Source organism: Helicobacter sp. MIT 21-1697 (genome assembly GCF_026241255.1).
Lineage (GTDB): Bacteria > Campylobacterota > Campylobacteria > Campylobacterales > Helicobacteraceae > Helicobacter_C.
On sequence record NZ_JAPHNC010000002.1, the window covers coordinates 289,180 to 307,825 of the forward strand.

The window sequence follows — 18,646 nt, forward strand, 5'->3', positions numbered from 1 at the left end:
ACTCCTGCCTTTATTGTTGGAATTGCAAATCTTGCTTCAAAGATTCTTTAAGAAGCGATTTTGGCACAAGCGCGGTTTTAATATGTGTACGCCCGTGCGTATAGGCAATAAACACAAAAGATTCGTTCATAGCTACGCTTGGATAAGAAACTTCATTACCAAGCAATCTATCAAGCCGTAAAAGAGGTTCAAAGATCACTTGAGAATCTTCAAGGCTAGATTGGAGCAATGTATAAATCCATAACTCCTCGCGTTTGTTTCCTTGAGGAGAATGTGCTTGATTATGCAATAAAAATATAGAATCCAAAGCATTAAAAAGCACAGAGGACGCATCATAATTCTTAAGATTACTCGGCTTTGGCAAGGCACAAGAAATGCTACACTCACTCACATAAAGTGTATGCTCATAAGCCTTATGATTGCGATAAACTCCTATGCTTGAATGCGATGAACGCGGCACAAAGCTTGGTTGTAATTGAGAGTGAAGGCGTGTAGGGCGCATAATAGAAGTAATCTCTAAGGAAGAGCTAAACTCAAGCAAAAGCGGATATTTGCGCGCAAGCTCGTGATAAATAGGCAAGATAAATCCACCATCACTTTTAAGCATCGCGGGCGTGCGCACAAGAAAAGAGAGATTAAGCAAAGGGCTTAAATGCAGCTCTTGCACATAATGCAAAGTGTGCAGATTCTGCTTGTATATATTTGTGCTTTCTTTTGAATCTTTATTTTCTTGCTTGGGGGATTCTAATAAAAGCCAATAGATTTTACTTGTCGCCCAACCGCCCATACTCACACCCACGACAAATAAATGCACCCTACCCTGTGTATCCACAAAAGTGATAGGATTCCCAAGCTTTTTAATGAATTTTCCACTTAAAGCAGAGAGTGTGGGGGCATCTAAAAGAAGTGTGGGCTTACTCCATTGCCCAATCTCTGAATCTATCCTATTTTTATTAAAAGTAAAAAAACTCTGATAAATCCCTACATCTCTCGCACCTTCCCTACTTCCTGCAAAATACAAAAGCATAAAATCCTTATCGCTTACATTTGAAACATTGACAATCGCACTTGCGTGAGCAGAGGCTTGAGAGTTAGGAATATCAAAATAAGTAATAGCTTGAGAGAGCGTATTGGACTTGGGCGATAAAGGATTTTGCTCTGGCAGGACTAAAGTTTGTTGTGAAAAATCAAGCGTGTTCTTAGGTGTCTTATCATTTATAAAAACCCACCAAGCACATAAACAAAGCAAAAATACAAATATGCTATGCTTCAAATACTTCAAGAAATGGAGATTTCGCACCTTAGATTCACTTAAAAAAGTGTTTTTACAAATTGTGAAATGCGTGCAATGCCTTCTTTAAGCTGCTCCAAAGAACACGCAAAGGAAAGGCGCACAAATCCCTCCATACCAAAAGCAACCCCGGGCACAAGTGCTACACCTTGCTCTTTAAGCAACGCTTGACAAAATCCCATAGAATCCGCACCATAACGCGGTAATGTAGAAATATTGACAAAGAGATAAAATGCACCTTGAGGCTCACACACATTCAGGTTTTGGATATTATTAATCGCATCGCAGGCAAAACGCATACGCTCTTCAAATGCCTTTCTCATATCTTCAACATCGTTATTTGCTTCTCCCCTAAGTGCCACTATGGCAGCTTTTTGTGTGATAGAATTAATATTAGAAGTGCATTGACTTTGGAGATTATCCATTAATTTCACAAGCTTTTTATCCTTACAAGCAAGATAACCTATGCGCCACCCTGTCATTGCCACAGATTTACTTAATCCATTAATTGTGATAGTGCGCTGCAACATATCCTCATTTACAGCCGCCGCAGAGAAAAATTTAACCCCATACACGAGTTTTTCATACATTTCATCACTCACAACCCACACACCTGTATCTTTTAAAACTTCAGCAAGAGATTCTAATTCCTCTTTGGTATAAACCATACCTGTGGGATTAGATGGAGTATTAAGCACAAATATCTTTGTCTTAGGTGTGAGGGCTTCACGGAGTTGTTTTGGTGTGATTTTAAAATTATTCGCCTGTGTCGTTTGCACAATAACAGATTTGCCCCCGCTAAAAGTTACAAGCTCGGGATAAGTAACCCAATAAGGAGAGGGGATAATCACCTCATCGCCTTCATTAATCAAAGCTTGAAACACATTAAAAAGTGAATGTTTTGCACCATTGCTCACAAGTATTTCATTGCGTTCATAAGCAAGAGTATTTTCACGCAAAAGCTTATCTTTAATCGCATCAAGTAATTCTGGAATCCCCGCCACTGCGGTATATTTAATAAAACCACTCTTTAATGCCCTAATTGCCTCGTTTTTAATGATTTCAGGTGTATCAAAATCAGGCTCTCCTGCTGAAAAACTAAGTATATCCTGCCCCGCAGCTTTTAATTCTCGTGCAAGTGTGCTAATAGCGATTGTAGTAGATTCTTCTAAAAGCTCCACACGTTTTGCATAAGTTGTATTTTTCATCTTTTCTCCTTGTGCTTAGATTATTCTTTAATATCCGCAAGCTTAAGTGTAAATTCTATCTCTCCCTTGCTTAAGCGCATTTCTTTTGCAATCGCATCAATACTCCAACCATCGCGAAACATACCAATAATACGCTTTTCATCAATATTTGTGCTAGAGGTTGGAAAATAGCCAAACTCGCGGATTTTCTCTTCAATACTCACAATTTTCTCTTCAATATAATCGCGTTCTTTATTGACTTGTGCTTCAAGAATCTCTATTTGGCGATATACATTCACTAGAGCATTATTGACTGCATCAATGCTCTCTGTTTTGATTTTGGTATTTAAAGCAGTAGAGCTTAATTGATTTTCAAGTTCATTATCTTTAATCCATTTATGAATCTTAAAAATTTCATTATTAATATCTTCCATACCTTTTTCAAAGCGTCTTAGTCGTTTGTTTAAATCAAAATTACGGCTATAATTAAAAAACGCAACTAAACATACAATACCGATTGAGACAAGCCCAAAAATCATACTGATGCTGCTCATTGAAACACCAAACATACTTATTCCTCCGTCTGTTGTAATCTTTTAGAATCTAAAATTGCTAAACGTTCCATTTGAACCACAAAGCTATCAAAATCTCCTGCATCTTTGTGATGAATACGCTCAAATTTGACGATTTGCTGATGAATGGCAGATGCAAAAATACCAATATATCTTTGTGGAAATATAGGTAAAAAAATGCGCAAATAATACTCTTTTCCCTCTTCAAATACATTTGAAGGCATACATAACACACTATGTCCTACAAAATGAGCGACTCCCTCAAATGCCAAAGGAGTATATTGTGTGCTTTTGTTTAAAAGTATTTGTTCAATATTCTCCACCTTTTGATAAAGCTCTACAAGCAACTCAAGCAAAACCTCATCTGTATCCTCTGTGGCTTTTTTGGATTTAAGCTTATTAAGCCATTGTGTAATAGAACCATAACGATGTTGAGCGAGAGTAACAAACTCCTTGTTGAAAACTATCTGATTCTCCTCATCTAACTTTGAAAATGCCACTTCAAGTTCGCAAGGCACTATACGCGTGTAAATACCGCACTGCTCAAGTATGCCTTTAATATCCATATACAGCCTTTATAGAATCTATTAAAATACAAATAAAGAATATCATACCCAAATAACCATTAGTAACAAAGAAAGCTTTAGGGATATTTTTTAAATGCACACTGACTAAATATTGTTCATAACAAAGCATAAGAGCAGATAAAACTACACCTAATTCTGCGATTTTACCAAGCTGTGCTTCATATACAAAGCTCGCCCAAAATCCTATTGCGAGAATATGACATAAACGCGAAATCCATAATGTAGCTTTCACTCCAAAATATGCAGGAATAGAGTGAAGATGATTATCTTTGTCAAACTCTATATCTTGGATAGAATACAACAAATCAAATCCTGCCACCCAAAATAACACGCCCACAGATAAAAATATACTCCATAAAGGAATCTCACCCATAACAGCAATAACTCCTGCAATAGGCGCTAATCCCAAACATACGCCAAGCACCCAATGCGCTATGGCACTAAAACGTTTGGTATAAGAATAAAATGCCAAAATAACCAAAAATGGGGCACAAAGATAAAATGCGAGAGTGTTAATGCAATAAGAAACACATATAAAAATCAAAGCATTGATAACATTAAAGGCTACAAGCCCACTAAGACTAATGCGCCCATCAACACTTGGACGCTTATTTGTGCGAAAATTAAGGGCATCAATGTCTCTATCTTTAAGACGATTAAAGCCCATAGCAAAATTTCTCGCACTCACAAGAGCGAATATACAGAGAATAAAAGTTTCCCAACCACACCACGGAATCCCATACATTTGCATACTTGCTACAACCATTGCAATAAGGATAAAACTACTTGAAAAAATTGTATGCTCAAAGGCAACAAGGTCGCTAAAATTCTTTATTTGCTTACCTAATGCTTGAAATAAGTTCATTCTTATCCATTCCTTGATTTGGTTATTCTTTATTTTGCTAAGGTAAAATAATGTAAGATTTTAAAATACCTTACCAAAAAATAAGCTAAAACTCTTGCAAAATAAGGCAAAATCGTTTAATATATCGCATTCTAAAGGTGGGGTTATTTCTCTTAACAAAACATAAAATTTTAAAGGACAGGGCGTATGGACAACTTAAATTACATTGACATAGGGATTTTAGTATTACTTATTTTACTCTCCCTAAAAGGCATTTGGCAGGGGATTATCCGCGGATTAGCTAGCTTTTTGGGCATATTGCTCGGAATATTCTTTGCCTCAAGATTCTATAATGACGCAGGTGAATGGTTCGCCAGCAACATTTATGATTTTAATTCCCCTGACCTCAATGCGCTTGTAGGTTTTCTTATCATTATTACACTCATTTGGGCGAGTTTTTTACTTCTTGGTGAGATTCTCTATCGGGCAATAAAATTCACACCTCTTGCTGTGCTTGATGGCGCTTTTGGTTTGATGTTTGGATTCTGTAAAGCATTTTTATTTATTTCTATAATCGTGTTTGGTGTTTCACAAATTGGGTGGCTCAAGAATTTTTCACAAAATATTGAGCAAAGTAGCTCTTTATTCCCAATGATGAAAAATCTTGCTGTGCATATTATGAATCTTGAACAAATACAAGAGGTTAAAGAGAATCTCAATAATTTTAATGCCCAAGAGATTGAAAAAAAACTTGATGATACAACAAAACAACTTCAAAATAAACTCCCCATCTCGTCCAAACAAGATACTCGTAGTTGGCGACAAAGGTAAATTATGTTTTCAAATTTTTATGTCCAACAACGTATTAAAAAAATGGAACTTATGCGACAAGAGGGCTTTAATCCTTACGCAAACAAAACCACTCGCACTCTTAATAATCACGATTTTTTAAACAAATACAACTATCTTAAAACACAATCTTTAGATGATATGCAAGATTGCGCACAAAATAAAAAGACTGAAAGCATTGTAGGACGTGTGCGTTTTATCCGCCTTATGGGGAAAGCGTGCTTTATTAAGATTCAAGATGAAAGCGGTATCCTTCAAGCCTATGTATCAAAAAATGATATTGGGGAAGACTTTTTATTGATTAAAAAAGTGCTTGAAGTTGGAGATATTATCAATGTAAGCGGTTATGCCTTTGTAACCAAAACGGGCGAACTGAGTATCCACACACTTACATTGCAAATACTCACCAAAAGTATTGTCCCACTCCCAGAAAAATTCCACGGATTAAACGACATTGAATTGCGTTATCGCCAACGTTATGTAGATTTAATCGTAAATGACAAAGTCAAAGAGGTTTTTAAACTGCGCAGCCAAATCATCTCGTGCATACGACAATTTTTTGAGCAAAAAGGATTCTTAGAAGTAGAAACGCCTATGCTTCATTCTATTCCGGGCGGAGCAAATGCACGTCCTTTTATTACTCATCACAATGCACTTGATGTAGAGAGATACTTGCGTATCGCACCCGAACTTTACCTTAAGCGTCTTATTGTTGGGGGATTTGAAGCTATTTTTGAGCTCAATCGTAACTTTCGTAACGAAGGTATGGACCATTCGCACAATCCAGAATTTAGTATGATTGAATTTTATTGGGCATACAAAACTTATGAAGACCTCATTACACTTACTCAAGAGCTTTTTGCTTTCTTATTTCAGAAACTCAACTTGCCCCATATTTTAATGCACGATGAAGTAGAAATTGATTTTTCACAATGGCGCATTATAGGTTATAAAGACGCATTAATTGAAATTGGTGGCTTAGATGAACATATTATTGAGAATCAAGATACGCTCCTTAGTTTTCTTACAAGCAAACATCTTAAAGTAGATAAGAGTATGTCTTATGGTAAGCTTTTGGGTGAAGCTTTTGATGAGTTTGTTGAGCATAAACTTATCAATCCCACTTTTATCACGCAGTATCCCATTGAAATTAGCCCTCTAGCTCGGCGCAATGATGACAATCCCAATATTGCCGATAGATTTGAGCTTTTTATTGGTGGTAAAGAAATCGCTAATGGCTTCAGCGAGCTTAATGACCCGCTTGACCAATTTGAGAGATTTAAAGAGCAAGTCAAAGCAAAAGATGCAGGAGATGAAGAGGCGCAATATATGGACGAAGATTATGTATGGGCGCTTGCATATGGTATGCCACCTACTGCTGGAGAGGGTATAGGGATTGATAGATTAGCAATGCTTTTAAGCAATGCAAAAACAATTAAAGATGTAATTTTCTTTCCTGCATTAAAGCCAACTAAATCAAATTTTGATATAATACTTTCTGAAAACGCATTATCTAATGCTCAAGTAAGGAAGGAGAACGAATGAACTATTCAATCAAAGAGCAAGACTTTGAAGTCTTTGAACTCATAGAAAAAGAGCTTGGACGACAAAATGAGCATTTAGAAATGATTGCGAGTGAAAATTTTACATTTCCTAGCGTTATGGAAGCTATGGGAAGTGTTTTAACAAATAAATATGCTGAAGGATACCCATTTAAACGTTATTATGGAGGTTGTGAGTTTGTTGATAAAATTGAAGAAATTGCTATTGAACGTGCAAAAAAACTCTTTGGTGCAGAGTTTGTAAATGTGCAACCGCATTCAGGCTCACAGGCTAATGCAGCAGTATATGCGGCAATTTTAAAACCTTATGATAAAATTTTAGGTATGGATTTAAGTCACGGAGGACATCTCACGCACGGAGCTAAAGTCAGCACTTCGGGGCAGCTTTATCAAAGCTTCTTCTATGGCGTAGAGCTTGATGGACGCATTGATTATGACAAACTTGCGCTTCAAGCTCAAGTAGTAAAGCCAAATGTGCTTGTATGCGGATTTTCTGCTTATACTCGTGAGCTTGACTTTAAAAGATTACGCGAAATTGCAGATTCTGTAGGAGCTTACCTTATGGGTGATATTGCTCACATAGCAGGACTTGTCGTTGCAGGAGAATATCCAAATCCTTTTCCACATTGTCATATCGTTACCACCACAACACATAAAACCTTACGAGGACCACGAGGCGGAATGATTCTTACAAATGATGAAGAATTCTATGCCAAAATCAATAAGGCTGTATTCCCGGGTATCCAAGGCGGACCCCTTATGCACGTGATTGCAGGTAAAGCAGTAGGTTTTAAAGAGAATCTCAAACCCGAATGGAAAACTTACGCTAAACAAGTAAAAGCAAATATTCAAGCTCTTGCAAAAGTGCTCATTAATCGCAATTACGAGCTTGTAAGCGGCGGTAGTGATAATCACCTTATTTTAATGAGCTTCCTTAATAAGGAATTTAGTGGTAAGGATGCAGATTTAGCACTTGGCAATGCAGGTATAACAGTGAATAAAAATACTATTCCGGGAGAAATCCGCTCTCCATTTGTTACAAGTGGCATTAGGATTGGCTCACCAGCTCTAACTGCGCGAGGTATGAAAGAAAAAGAGTTTGAATGGATTGGAGAAAAAATTGCCGACATTCTTGATGATATTAACAATACCAATTTACAAGCACATATTAAAACACAAATCAAAAACTTTAATCAGGATTTCAGAATCTATGATCGACCAATTTTTTAGGGGGTGAGTCGTGACGGAAATGGATTTAAAGTTAATTAAAATGGATACATCGCATTATTACAAACGTGTCAGTGGATTAGGAACAAAAGTGAGCCATATGGGACGGATTCTCTATGACAAATATGAGAGAGTAGATGCAATGCTTACTTCTATACTTATTAACAAACATTTTCGTAAAGAAATTATAATTGCACATTCACTTTTGCTCGCTAAAGGAACAAAAGTAGAAAATATTGTTTTTGATTATAATGGACGCAATCCCGAAAAATTCTATCATCGCGCACAACTGCTTTTGCGCGAAGAAGGCTTTTTAAACTTCACGGCATTTTGCTCTAAAACACCCGGGCACTTGCACCTTTATATACATAAAGGACATACAGAGTTCAATGAGGGAAAACGTTTGGGCAAAACACTTTCTATCAAATTAGCTCAACGCTGTCCTAAAGAATGGAGGGTATTTCCCAGTGATGAAATGCCTTCAAATTTTAACATATTAGCCTTGCCCTATGATATCTATGCTAAAGAGCGTGGGGCATCTTGGGCAAGACATATGTAGTCCAGCTCATATAAGTTTAAATTATTAAGGAGTAACCAATGGAAACAAAACGAGAACTCAATGATATCTTAATCAATGATGATGAATTACAAAAACAAAACCGCACAAAAAAACTTATGATGATGATTGCCACAGCATTAGTTTTTTTAAGTATTTTAATTGCGGTAATTTTTGTCCTTACACGCGATGAAGAAGAGCTTGATGAAAGACATACTGCAAGTAATAGCGGTTTAACCCCTATAGATTCTCAAAATGATACATTACATTCAAATCCTCAAGATAGTTTTGTTGATATTCCGCTTGCCAATAGTGAATCAAGTGAAGATCCATTTCAACAAATTCTTAATGATATTCGCAGTCGCGACCCGAAAAATGCAAATACGCAGCAAAATACGCAAACACAGGTGGCACAAAATCAACCACAAACTCCTGCTCCATCAAAAGAGGTAGAAAAGCCTACACAACCTGTGCTTCCACCTAAAAGCACTACCCAACCAGCTCAAAAAATATCAGATTCTCCAAAAAAACCTGCAAATACTGCTACCACAAGAGAGCCGGCAAAACCTACGCAACCTGTTTTAGCACAACCCACCCAAACAAACAAACCAGAACCCACAAAACCTGAACAAAATCCAGCTCCTACTAAACCTGTGACAGCACAAAATCAACCACAAACTCCTGCTCCAAAAAATGTGGCAAATGTTTTTGAAGATGTTTCTGTAACTCGTATGGATACTTCTAAAAATGGGCAAGTTGCAGAAAAAGGATTCTATGTGCAAGTAGGTTCATTTGCCAATAAACCAAGTGCGGATTTTCTTAAGAAAATCAGTAATTACAGCTATCGCGTCTATGCAGGCACATCAAATGGACAACCAACAACAAAATATCTCATCGGTCCCTATCATTCGCGCACTGATGCAGGACGTGATTTGCCCAAATTTACAACCCTTGTCTCTAACCCGGTGCATTTTGAGGTAAAATAGTAGCCATAATGAATAAAACTTTTGGATTGATTGGTGTAGGTGGCTTTGTCGCCCCTAGACATCTCCAAGCCATTAAAGATAATAATGCCCAATTACTCTGTGCAGTTGATAAGCACGATTCGGTTGGTATTTTGGATAATTATTTTCCAAATGCTGATTTTTTTACCGAATCTGAACGTTTTGAACGTTATCTTGACAAACTTTTTCGTAATGGCACACCTCTTGATTATATCAGTATTTGCTCACCTAATCATCTCCACGATACACATATTCGTCTTGCCTTACGCAATGGTGCATCGGCAATTTGTGAAAAACCCATTGTGCTTAATCCTTGGAATCTTGATGCGCTTATACAAGCCCAACAAGAAAGTAAGCAAAAAATCTACACGATTTTTCAGCTTCGGCTTCACCCAAGCATTGTTGCACTTAAAAATCGCATTCAAGCTCTATTAGCACAGAATCCCCACAGAATATTCAATATTGATTTAAGTTATATTACTGCAAGAGGCAAATGGTATTTTCACTCTTGGAAAGGTGATGAAAGCAAAAGTGGTGGTGTAGCAACGAATATCGGTGTGCATTTTTTTGATATGCTACTATGGATTTTTGGCTCACTCAAACAAAGTATTGTGCATATTCGTAATGAAAAAAGTGTAAGCGGTTATCTTACATTAGAACACGCGCAAGTGCGTTGGTTTTTGTCTATTGATGAGGCGCTTTTGCCTGATGAATGCAAAATACAAGGAAAAAGAGTGTATCGCACCCTTATGTTGGAAAATGAGGAGTTTATATTCAGTGAAGGCTTTAATGATTTACATACAAAAAGCTATGCAGAGATTCTCTGTGGCAATGGATTTGAATGCACTCAATCACGAGGAGCTATTGAGCTTATCCACCATATCCGCCATAGCACACCCATTGGCATTAAGGGCGAATATCACCCTCTAAATACAAAGGTGCAAATATGACATACTTTATCCACCCTACGAGCATTATTGATGAAAATGTGAGTATAGGAGAAGGCAGTAAAATATGGCATTTTTGCCATATTCTTAGTGGCAGTGTGATAGGCACAAACTGCTCTTTTGGACAAAATTGTATGGTGGGTCCAAATGTAATCATTGGCAATAACCTCAAAGCTCAAAATAATATCAGTATTTATGAAGGTGTGAGAATCTGTGATGATGTATTTTTGGGTCCTAGTGTTGTTTTTACGAATGTAATTAATCCTCGTGCATTTATTTCGCAAAAAAGTGAATTTCGCCCTACTCTTATTAAAAATGGTGCTTCTATTGGCGCAAATGCGACAATTATATGCGGCGTAGAAATTGGTGAATACGCTTTTGTTGGGGCTGGAAGCGTAGTTACTCAAAATATTCCTAATTTTGCACTCTATGTTGGGAATCCTGCGCGCCACATTGCTTGGGTAGATAAAGCTGGGCAAAGGCTCATATTTAACGAAAAAATGATAGCTTATGATAGTTATGATGACACAATGTATCGCCTACACAATAACCACATTGAAATAATAAGCGAGAATCTATAATGATAAATAATTCACCCTCACCTACTTGCACTTTGCCAAGTTTAGAATCTGCACGCATTGCAGTCATTGGTTTAGGCTATGTCGGATTGCCTCTTGCCGTAGCTTTTGGCAAAGCTTATCCTACAATAGGTTTTGATATTGATTCCAAACGCATAGAGGAGTTACAAATTGGCATTGACAGCACACAAGAAGTAAGCAAGGAGGATATTCTTCAGGCTTCACAATTATATTTTTGCGACCAGCTCACACATATTGCATCAGCAAATATTTATATTATATGTGTGCCAACTCCCATTGATAAAAACAAAGTTCCAGACCTTTCTCCACTCCTTAATGCGAGCGAACTTGTGGGTAAAGTGCTCCAAAAGGGCAATCTTGTCATTTATGAATCTACGACTTATCCTACCTGCACAGAAACAGAATGCAAAAATATGCTTGAATCCACCTCTCATTTATCTCTCAATAAAGACTTTTATCTTGGGTATTCACCAGAGCGCATAAATCCCAGTGATAGCTCACATACGCTCACGCAGATTCACAAAATCACTTCAGGCAGCACATTAGAGGCAGCAAAGTTTGTGGATTCGCTCTATGCGTCAATTATTACTGCAGGAACACATTGTGTCTCTTCAATCAAAACTGCCGAAATGGTAAAAATTATTGAAAATGCCCAGCGCGACCTTAATATCGCCTTTGTCAATGAAATGTGTATTATTTGTGATTATTTAGATATAGATGCACTTGAAGTGCTTGAAGCAGCAAAAACAAAATGGAATTTTCTCCCATTTAGCCCCGGCTTAGTCGGCGGACATTGCATTAGTATTGATCCATATTATCTCACACACAAAATGAATGCCATTGGTTATATCCCGCAAGTCATTAGTTCAGGGCGACTTATTAATGATATGATGCCACATTTTGTCGCACAAAAAATTATTAAATTAATGATTGCCCAACATATAGAAGTGCTTTCAAGTCAAATTCTTATTTTGGGCATAACTTTTAAACAAAATTGTCCTGATATACGCAACTCTAAAGTACCCCTTGTCAAAAAAGAATTAGAGGATTTTGGCGCACAAGTGAGTATTTATGACCCCCTTGCTAATGTAGCAGAAGTTCAAAGACAATATAATATTACCCTTTTGCCCTCACTTCCTACTGAATATTTTGATGCCATTTTTTTAGCAGTAGCGCACGATACATTCTTGTCTCTCTCTCACCAACATCTAGGCAAAAAAGAACATATTTATTACACACTCACTCACCACAAACTTAATCCAGATTCATAAAATTGCACAATAAGATAAGCAAAAAATGCAATACTCATACAATAAATTACATAATATGCCCTTTTAGAATATATCGCCCACATACATAAAATGCCATACCCACATATAAACCACAATGGCGTATAAAATGTAATAGCATTTATTTGCTTATCTTTTATCCACAAGAAAAATTCATCGCATATCCAACCAAAACCAAATATATGCGCTACAAGCATTAAGGGAAAAAATATCACAAAAATAAGACTAATGGGAATTGCAAGTAGGCTTAAAGGCGTAAAATAAGGGAAAAACCAATGCACGAGCGGTAACATATCTATAAAAATCAATGTATTAAAACTTAGAGGCATAAACACTATTTTATGCCATAATCCACCAGAAAAATGAAAATAACGCACAAAAAGATAAATAAAAAACACACCGCTTATTGATAGCGCAAAGCCTATACTAAAAATTAAACGCGGAAAAAGCGCTAAACACACGCATACAACGACAAATAACAATTTGAAGCTTATCAATCTGATACCACTATATACGACAAAGAATCCACACATTGCCATTACAAAAGAGCGTAAAAATGAAGGTGAAAAATCAAGCACAATAAGATAGCCAAAGAGGCACACAAGCACTAAAAATCCAATATCAAAATATTTATTCCGATAGCTGACAAATCTATGGAATCTCCCATATATAAGGCTTAAAAGCCCTCCTATCACAAAACTTAAAATCCCCAAATGAAATCCGCTAATAGCAATCAAATGAGCAACGCCAAGTTTATTACTCAAATCACGCCAAATATGTGGCAAGAAATCCGCCATAAAAAGCGTTTTATACAAAGCCGCCACTAAAGATTCTTGATGTTGTGAATCTATCCATTCCCTCACGCCTTGACGATAATCATATTCAGGCAAAAGTGAAATGCGATAAGAGATAAAAAAACAGCTTTTCAAATATTGCGCAAAAGAGCATTCAAGCCTTTTGCCATAGATTCTCACAAAGCGATGTGAAATATCTTTAATATCTTCCTTGCTTGTGGTATAAAATACTGCCCCATTACTTGTTTTAAGCTTTAAAACCTTATAGGTGCTTTTTGCGCCATTGCTACTTTGCTTACTCTTTGTATATTGAGCAATAACTTGTGCATACAGCTCTTGAGTATGTGTAGGCGCAGTATAAGCGCTATATTGCATATATTCTTGATATAAATGCAAAGCAAAAACCAATACGCACACACATATAAACACTGCCCATTGTCTCTTTGTGTCAAAAAGTTCAACTTCAAAAGGTGAGAGTGTAATTTTATAGGAATCTTTCACTTTAGTTTATCAAATATTTGGTATTTGGACTTGCGGAGGGAGATTTTCTACTTGCGTCATAAATTCCTCTCCGTCAATGCGCGTATGTGTCATCTCGTGTTCATACTCTTCGGGCTTATCTTCAAAACGAGTAAATCGCGTATCAAACTGAATCTTCACAATGCCGGTTTCACCATTACGATTTTTAGCAATAATGATTTCAGCCTCCTCAATTTCTCGTTTTTGATATTCTGGCTTAAAGTCTTTCTCCTTTCCCTCTTTTTTTAATCGCGCATATCGGTCATTATCCGCACGTTTTTTATACACATCTTCACGATATAAAAACAAAATAATATCAGCATCTTGCTCTATCGCACCCGAATCTCGCAAATCTGACAAAATAGGTCGTTTATCATCGCGAGATTCCACAAAACGATTGAGCTGAGAGAGCGCAATAATTGGCATATCAAGCTCACGCGCCAACATTTTAAGCCCACGCGAGATTTCAGAGACTTCTGCCTGTTTGCTTGCCTCATTTTTTCCGCCATTCATCAGCTGCAAATAATCAATAATAGCCACGCTAATTTCTGGGTGCTGTTTTTTTAATCGGCGCAAACATCCTTTTAATTGTGCAAGACTCAAATTTGAATTATCAACAACCCATATAGGCTGCTTTGCAAATGTATCAATGGTTTCACTCAAGTTAGATAACTCATTATTGGTAAGATTGCCTATGCGTAGATTCTGTAAATGAAGCGAAGCCTTTGCACTTATCATACGCGTAACAAGTTGAATAAAAGGCATTTCAAGGCTAAAAAAAGCTACACCTTTTTGAGAATCTAAAATATGTTGAGCAAGGTTGAGCACAAATGATGTTTTTCCCATAGAAGGGCGTGCGCCAATGATAATGAAATCTCCATTATTGAATCCTGTTGTCAGCAAATTAAGCCTTTTAAATCCTGTATCAAGCCCCACTACAACTTGATTACCACGATTTTTAAGCTCTTTGAGATGTTCCAAGAATTCTGTTGCCATTTCGTGCGCATTTTTAACATTATTTTGTGGCTTACCTTGAGCAATATCATTGAGCCTGCGCTCTACTACATCAACAATGTCCTCTATACTCTCTTGATTATCAAGTGATTTTTCACGCAAAAAATTTGCCAAAGAATGCAGTTCGCGTTTAATACTTGCCTCTTTAATTTCACTCACATACGCTTCAATATTAGCAATAGGATTAAGAGCGGTAATTTCAAGAATCTCCTCTTGTGAAATTTTCTTATGTGGGGGCTTTTTACTCAAAATAAGCTCCATATCAATGGGGAGATTACATTTATTTAAATACAAGCACATATCAAAAATATCGCGGTGCGCAGGATATAGAAAATCATCGGCTTGGAGTTCGGTGGAGATTTCCTCAAACTTTTCAGGTGAGAAAAAAATTGATGAGAGGACAATTTTTTCAATATTAATGATATGTTCTTGTTGCGGCATACTTACTCCTATTACTGAAAGATTTTTGGATTTATAAGCTTACCTTTTTTTTATTTAAAGAGTAATTTGTATTAAATAAATATGCTTATTTATGCCTGCCACAAAAGTGTAAATGTGCTGCCCTCTCCCAGCTCACTTTGTGCTTGTATGTTTATATTATATTCAGCACAAATGCGTTTAATAAGCGTTAAGCCTATGCCAAATCCACCTTGAAAATCATTACAACGCACATATCGCTCAAAGATTTTATCTATTTGTGTTTGAGACATACCACAGCCACTATCGCTAATAGATAAAAGTCCTTTTTGCAACACTATATTGATATGTCCGCCTTTTTTATTGTATTTAATCGCATTACTCAATAAATTATCAATTATACAACTCATTTTTTCTGCACTTGCAACAATCATACTTGGCTCTATATGAGTTTGCACTTGGAGGGATTTTTGCTCAAAAAATGGTGAGAAATAATCCAATCTCTCTTGGAGGAGATTCTCTAAGGCGAGATTCTCACACTTATTATTAATGCTATGCGGAAAATTATAGGCTACTAAATCTTTATATAAATGGCTTAGACTCTTTGAGGCAAGCTTAATGCGCTCAATTTTTTGCATCTGTGCTGGTGTAAGATTTTGTGTTTGAAGTGTCTCAATGCTCATTAAAATAATACTCAAAGGTGTATTAATCTCGTGAGTAGTGTCTTTAATAAAATTATTAAGAGAATTAATTTTTTCCTGTATAGGCTTCAAAAAAAGTCGCACCAAAAAATATGCTACGATACCCACGATAAAAAGTGAGAGAATAAAATAAAAAATAAGCTTTATTTGCAAAAGCAATATTTGGGAATCTAGTGCATTATCTTGAATAAAAATTTTATACCTAGGATTCTCGCGGAACTTAGAAAGCGGACTTTTCTTTTTACTTTTTTGTGTTTCTTGCCCGTGAGATTGAGATGTTTTATTCAGATATGAAGTCAAAAGTGGAGACTTTGGTAGTCGCTCGTGCATTGATGGCTCCATAATAATTTTGCCATCGCGAATTGCAATGCCCTGCTCAATTTCACTCTCATTCAATGCAACATAAAGTGTATCATAAATGATTTTGTTTTTATGATTATAAATGCGCAAAGGATAATGAATATCTGTACTGATTTGTTTTAATCCAGAGGGTATATCATCTTTATGCGTATGTAAAATTTCATATACTTCAAGGCTAATCTCGCGTAATTCGCTCACTTGCTGAACAATAAGATGACGTTTTTCTTTTGTGTAAAAAAACCAAAAAAATACGCATAAAAAAACTCCTGTCGTGCCAAGATACAAACATAACACCTTAATAATTGCACGTCTTGAATTATCTGACATCACTCCTCCCAATCACACATTGTAGCAATACCCTCGCCCACGCTGATTTAAAATGCTATCTTTGCCCAAAATTTTGCGTAGATTCTTAACATACACACGCAAACTCATTTCGCTTGGTTCTTGTTCATATTCCCAAAGTGTATCAAAAATTATCTCTTGAGAGACATAACTTCCTTTATGCTGAAGCAAAAGCGATAAAAGTAAGCTTTCTTTTTGTGTAAGAGGAATAACTACGCCATTTTCATCATAAAGTAATTGAGTGAGTATCCCAAACTTAAAGCCATTAGGTAAAAGAATAAAATCCTTATGAGTGTGTGAAAATGGACGCTTGAGCAGCGTATTGATACGACATTGAAGCTCTAAGAGTTCAAATGGCTTTTTGATATAATCATCACAACCTACCTTATATCCATTGTGCAAATCATCTATTCTATCAAGTGAAGTGATAAAAATAGCAGGCGTATCTTTTCCGCACTCCCGCAATTGTTTAAGCACATCAAATCCATTGCCTTGAGGCACTTTCACATCTAAAATCCACAAATCAAAATATTGCTCATAAGCGCAATCTAGCGCATCTTTAGCATTGTCGCATAATCGCACATTATAACCTTGCTCTTGCAAAAATTCCAATAGAATCTCTGAAAGCACAAAATCATCTTCAAGCAATAAAATTTTTGCGGACATTTTATTTCTCTCTTCACTTTCATTCTAACCCCCTATTCATAGGGAGTATTGACTTTATTTTTTATCTTTACAATGGCACGAAGCCTTTTTACACTTGGAATCTTTAACATCTCCGCACGCCATTAGACCACTTTCTTTGCGCTCCTTGCTACTCATTTTCTCAATATGCTTTTTCATCGCCTCACGCGTAGCTTTTTTGTATTCCCTATATTGTTTAACACTTAACTTTTCGGTAGCCTTTTCATATTGCTCTTTAAGTTTGCTTTTGAATTCTTTTGCTTCTTTTTCTGTTTTTGCCTTAAGTCGTTTTGCTACTTCAAGTTCATAATCTACAAACTCCTCTACCTTCACAATGCCAGAAAGCTTAATAAGTTCCCCATCACTTTTTGAACTAAAATCTGCCGCATTAAGATTACTACAAAGCAACATACCTAAAACACTGCTCAATACATACACCTTTACACTTTTCATAAAAACTCCTTATTGTGATAATTGTCTGTATAGACTAAAGAAAGTTTATAATAATAAGGTGAAACCAAAGTAAAATCAAATATATTCTTTATAAAGCAAATACATACAAGCTATCAAAGATACACACACAACGAGAGGCTTAATGATTTTTATACCATAGCCAATAGCTATACGCGAACCCAAACTTGCACCCATAAATTGCCCTAAAGCCATACATAATCCCACAATCCATAGAATCTTCCCGCTTAAAGCAAAAACCAACATTGAGGCAAAATTGGTTGCAAAGTTAAAAAGCTTGGTATGAGCAAGCGCATCAAGCAAACCAAAACCACCTAAACAAATCAGTGCTAACATTAAAAACGAACCTGTGCCCGGACCAAAAAAACCATCATAAAATCCAATACCCCCAAGTACAAAACCCAAAGGCCCAAAGCCAAGAATTGCGCGAGAGGATTCCTCTGTGATCTTGGGCGAAAAAAGAAAATAAAAGGCAAAAATAATAAGTAAAAAAGGGATACATTTGCGCAAAAAATCTGCTTCAAATATCTGCACACACAATGTTCCTAGTAAAGAAGATATGAATACTACAACCACAAAAGGCAAATGCTCTCTTAAGCGAATATAACCTTTCATATAAAAATGAAAACTTGCTCCAAAACTCCCAAAACAGCTTTGAAGTTTATTTGTGCCAAGAGCTTGAAGAGGAGGAACACCCGCAAACAGCAAGGCTGGAATTGTTATCATACCTCCACCTCCAGCTATGGCATCAATAAATCCTGCCACAAATGCCGCAAACATCAAAAAAACAATCATACCCATATTTATATCTAGTTCTATCACTTTTG

Annotated in this window: 19 protein-coding genes; 8 read left to right on the plus strand and 11 right to left on the minus strand. The window is 36.5% G+C overall.

Annotated elements, in window-relative coordinates:
* Positions 1-10: 10 nt before the first annotated feature.
* Genes OQH61_RS03385 through mqnP form a run of 5 tightly spaced genes read right to left on the minus strand, consistent with a single transcriptional unit; the run spans position 11 to position 4,502 of the window.
* Positions 11-1,300: a sialidase family protein gene (locus OQH61_RS03385; RefSeq protein ID WP_266025873.1), complete on the minus strand. Its 1,290-nt coding sequence runs from the start codon at positions 1,298-1,300 to the stop codon at positions 11-13.
* An 11-nt stretch (positions 1,301-1,311) separates the two neighbouring features.
* The gene (locus OQH61_RS03390; RefSeq protein WP_266025874.1) at positions 1,312-2,499 is read right to left on the minus strand and encodes a pyridoxal phosphate-dependent aminotransferase; all 1,188 of its coding nucleotides are present in this window, start codon (positions 2,497-2,499) and stop codon (positions 1,312-1,314) included.
* Positions 2,500-2,519: 20 nt separating this feature from the next.
* Positions 2,520-3,047 carry a hypothetical protein gene (locus tag OQH61_RS03395; RefSeq protein ID WP_266025875.1) on the minus strand — a complete coding sequence of 176 codons (528 nt, stop codon included), beginning with the start codon at positions 3,045-3,047 and terminating at the stop codon, positions 2,520-2,522.
* 2 nt (positions 3,048-3,049) lie between these two features.
* Positions 3,050-3,616 carry a hypothetical protein gene (locus tag OQH61_RS03400; protein WP_266025876.1) on the minus strand — a complete coding sequence of 189 codons (567 nt, stop codon included), beginning with the start codon at positions 3,614-3,616 and terminating at the stop codon, positions 3,050-3,052.
* Positions 3,606-4,502 (minus strand): menaquinone biosynthesis prenyltransferase MqnP, encoded by an 897-nt coding sequence (mqnP, locus tag OQH61_RS03405; RefSeq protein WP_266025877.1) that lies wholly within the window; start codon positions 4,500-4,502, stop codon positions 3,606-3,608. The genes OQH61_RS03400 and mqnP overlap by 11 nt, the downstream gene beginning before the upstream one ends.
* 186 nt (positions 4,503-4,688) lie before the next feature.
* Here mqnP and OQH61_RS03410 point away from each other — a divergent pair, with 186 nt between their 5' ends.
* From OQH61_RS03410 to OQH61_RS03445, 8 genes are read left to right on the plus strand one after another with little or no spacing between them, the layout of a single operon-like run.
* Positions 4,689-5,312: a CvpA family protein gene (locus tag OQH61_RS03410; RefSeq protein WP_266025878.1), complete on the plus strand. Its 624-nt coding sequence runs from the start codon at positions 4,689-4,691 to the stop codon at positions 5,310-5,312.
* A gap of 3 nt (positions 5,313-5,315) precedes the next feature.
* Positions 5,316-6,875, plus strand: a complete 1,560-nt coding sequence (lysS, locus tag OQH61_RS03415) for a lysine--tRNA ligase (RefSeq protein ID WP_266025879.1) — start codon at positions 5,316-5,318, stop codon at positions 6,873-6,875.
* Positions 6,872-8,122, plus strand: a complete 1,251-nt coding sequence (locus tag OQH61_RS03420) for a serine hydroxymethyltransferase (RefSeq protein ID WP_266025880.1) — start codon at positions 6,872-6,874, stop codon at positions 8,120-8,122. The genes lysS and OQH61_RS03420 overlap by 4 nt, the downstream gene beginning before the upstream one ends.
* A 10-nt stretch (positions 8,123-8,132) precedes the next feature.
* The gene (locus OQH61_RS03425) at positions 8,133-8,678 is read left to right on the plus strand and encodes a DUF1882 domain-containing protein (protein WP_266025881.1); all 546 of its coding nucleotides are present in this window, start codon (positions 8,133-8,135) and stop codon (positions 8,676-8,678) included.
* Positions 8,679-8,716: 38 nt separating this feature from the next.
* Complete coding sequence (locus tag OQH61_RS03430; protein WP_266025882.1) at positions 8,717-9,661, plus strand: SPOR domain-containing protein; 945 nt, start codon at positions 8,717-8,719, stop codon at positions 9,659-9,661.
* Positions 9,662-9,669: 8 nt separating this feature from the next.
* Positions 9,670-10,629, plus strand: coding sequence for a Gfo/Idh/MocA family oxidoreductase (locus tag OQH61_RS03435; protein ID WP_266025883.1), 960 nt, complete (start codon positions 9,670-9,672; stop codon positions 10,627-10,629).
* Positions 10,626-11,207 (plus strand): acyltransferase, encoded by a 582-nt coding sequence (locus OQH61_RS03440; protein ID WP_266025884.1) that lies wholly within the window; start codon positions 10,626-10,628, stop codon positions 11,205-11,207. Before OQH61_RS03435 ends, OQH61_RS03440 begins: the two co-directional genes overlap by 4 nt.
* A complete protein-coding gene (locus OQH61_RS03445; RefSeq protein ID WP_266025886.1) occupies positions 11,207-12,496 on the plus strand; it encodes a nucleotide sugar dehydrogenase in 1,290 nt (429 codons plus the stop codon). Before OQH61_RS03440 ends, OQH61_RS03445 begins: the two co-directional genes overlap by 1 nt.
* Here the strand turns inward: OQH61_RS03445 and OQH61_RS03450 are convergent.
* From OQH61_RS03450 to OQH61_RS03475, 6 genes are all read right to left on the minus strand, one after another.
* Entirely contained in the window at positions 12,469-13,809 is a 1,341-nt protein-coding gene (locus OQH61_RS03450; protein ID WP_266025887.1) for a ComEC/Rec2 family competence protein, read from the minus strand. The genes OQH61_RS03445 and OQH61_RS03450 overlap by 28 nt on opposite strands.
* A 9-nt stretch (positions 13,810-13,818) precedes the next feature.
* The gene (locus tag OQH61_RS03455; RefSeq protein ID WP_266025888.1) at positions 13,819-15,282 is read right to left on the minus strand and encodes a replicative DNA helicase; all 1,464 of its coding nucleotides are present in this window, start codon (positions 15,280-15,282) and stop codon (positions 13,819-13,821) included.
* Between the two features lie 89 nt (positions 15,283-15,371).
* A complete protein-coding gene (locus OQH61_RS03460; RefSeq protein WP_266025889.1) occupies positions 15,372-16,646 on the minus strand; it encodes a sensor histidine kinase in 1,275 nt (424 codons plus the stop codon).
* Between the two features lie 12 nt (positions 16,647-16,658).
* Positions 16,659-17,330 carry a response regulator transcription factor gene (locus OQH61_RS03465; RefSeq protein WP_266025890.1) on the minus strand — a complete coding sequence of 224 codons (672 nt, stop codon included), beginning with the start codon at positions 17,328-17,330 and terminating at the stop codon, positions 16,659-16,661.
* 54 nt (positions 17,331-17,384) lie between these two features.
* On the minus strand, positions 17,385-17,801 hold the full coding sequence (locus OQH61_RS03470) for a DUF1104 domain-containing protein (RefSeq protein WP_266025891.1): 417 nt from the start codon (positions 17,799-17,801) through the stop codon (positions 17,385-17,387).
* A gap of 75 nt (positions 17,802-17,876) precedes the next feature.
* On the minus strand, positions 17,877-18,599 hold the full coding sequence (locus OQH61_RS03475; RefSeq protein WP_416232489.1) for a TSUP family transporter: 723 nt from the start codon (positions 18,597-18,599) through the stop codon (positions 17,877-17,879).
* Positions 18,600-18,646 lie beyond the last annotated feature (47 nt).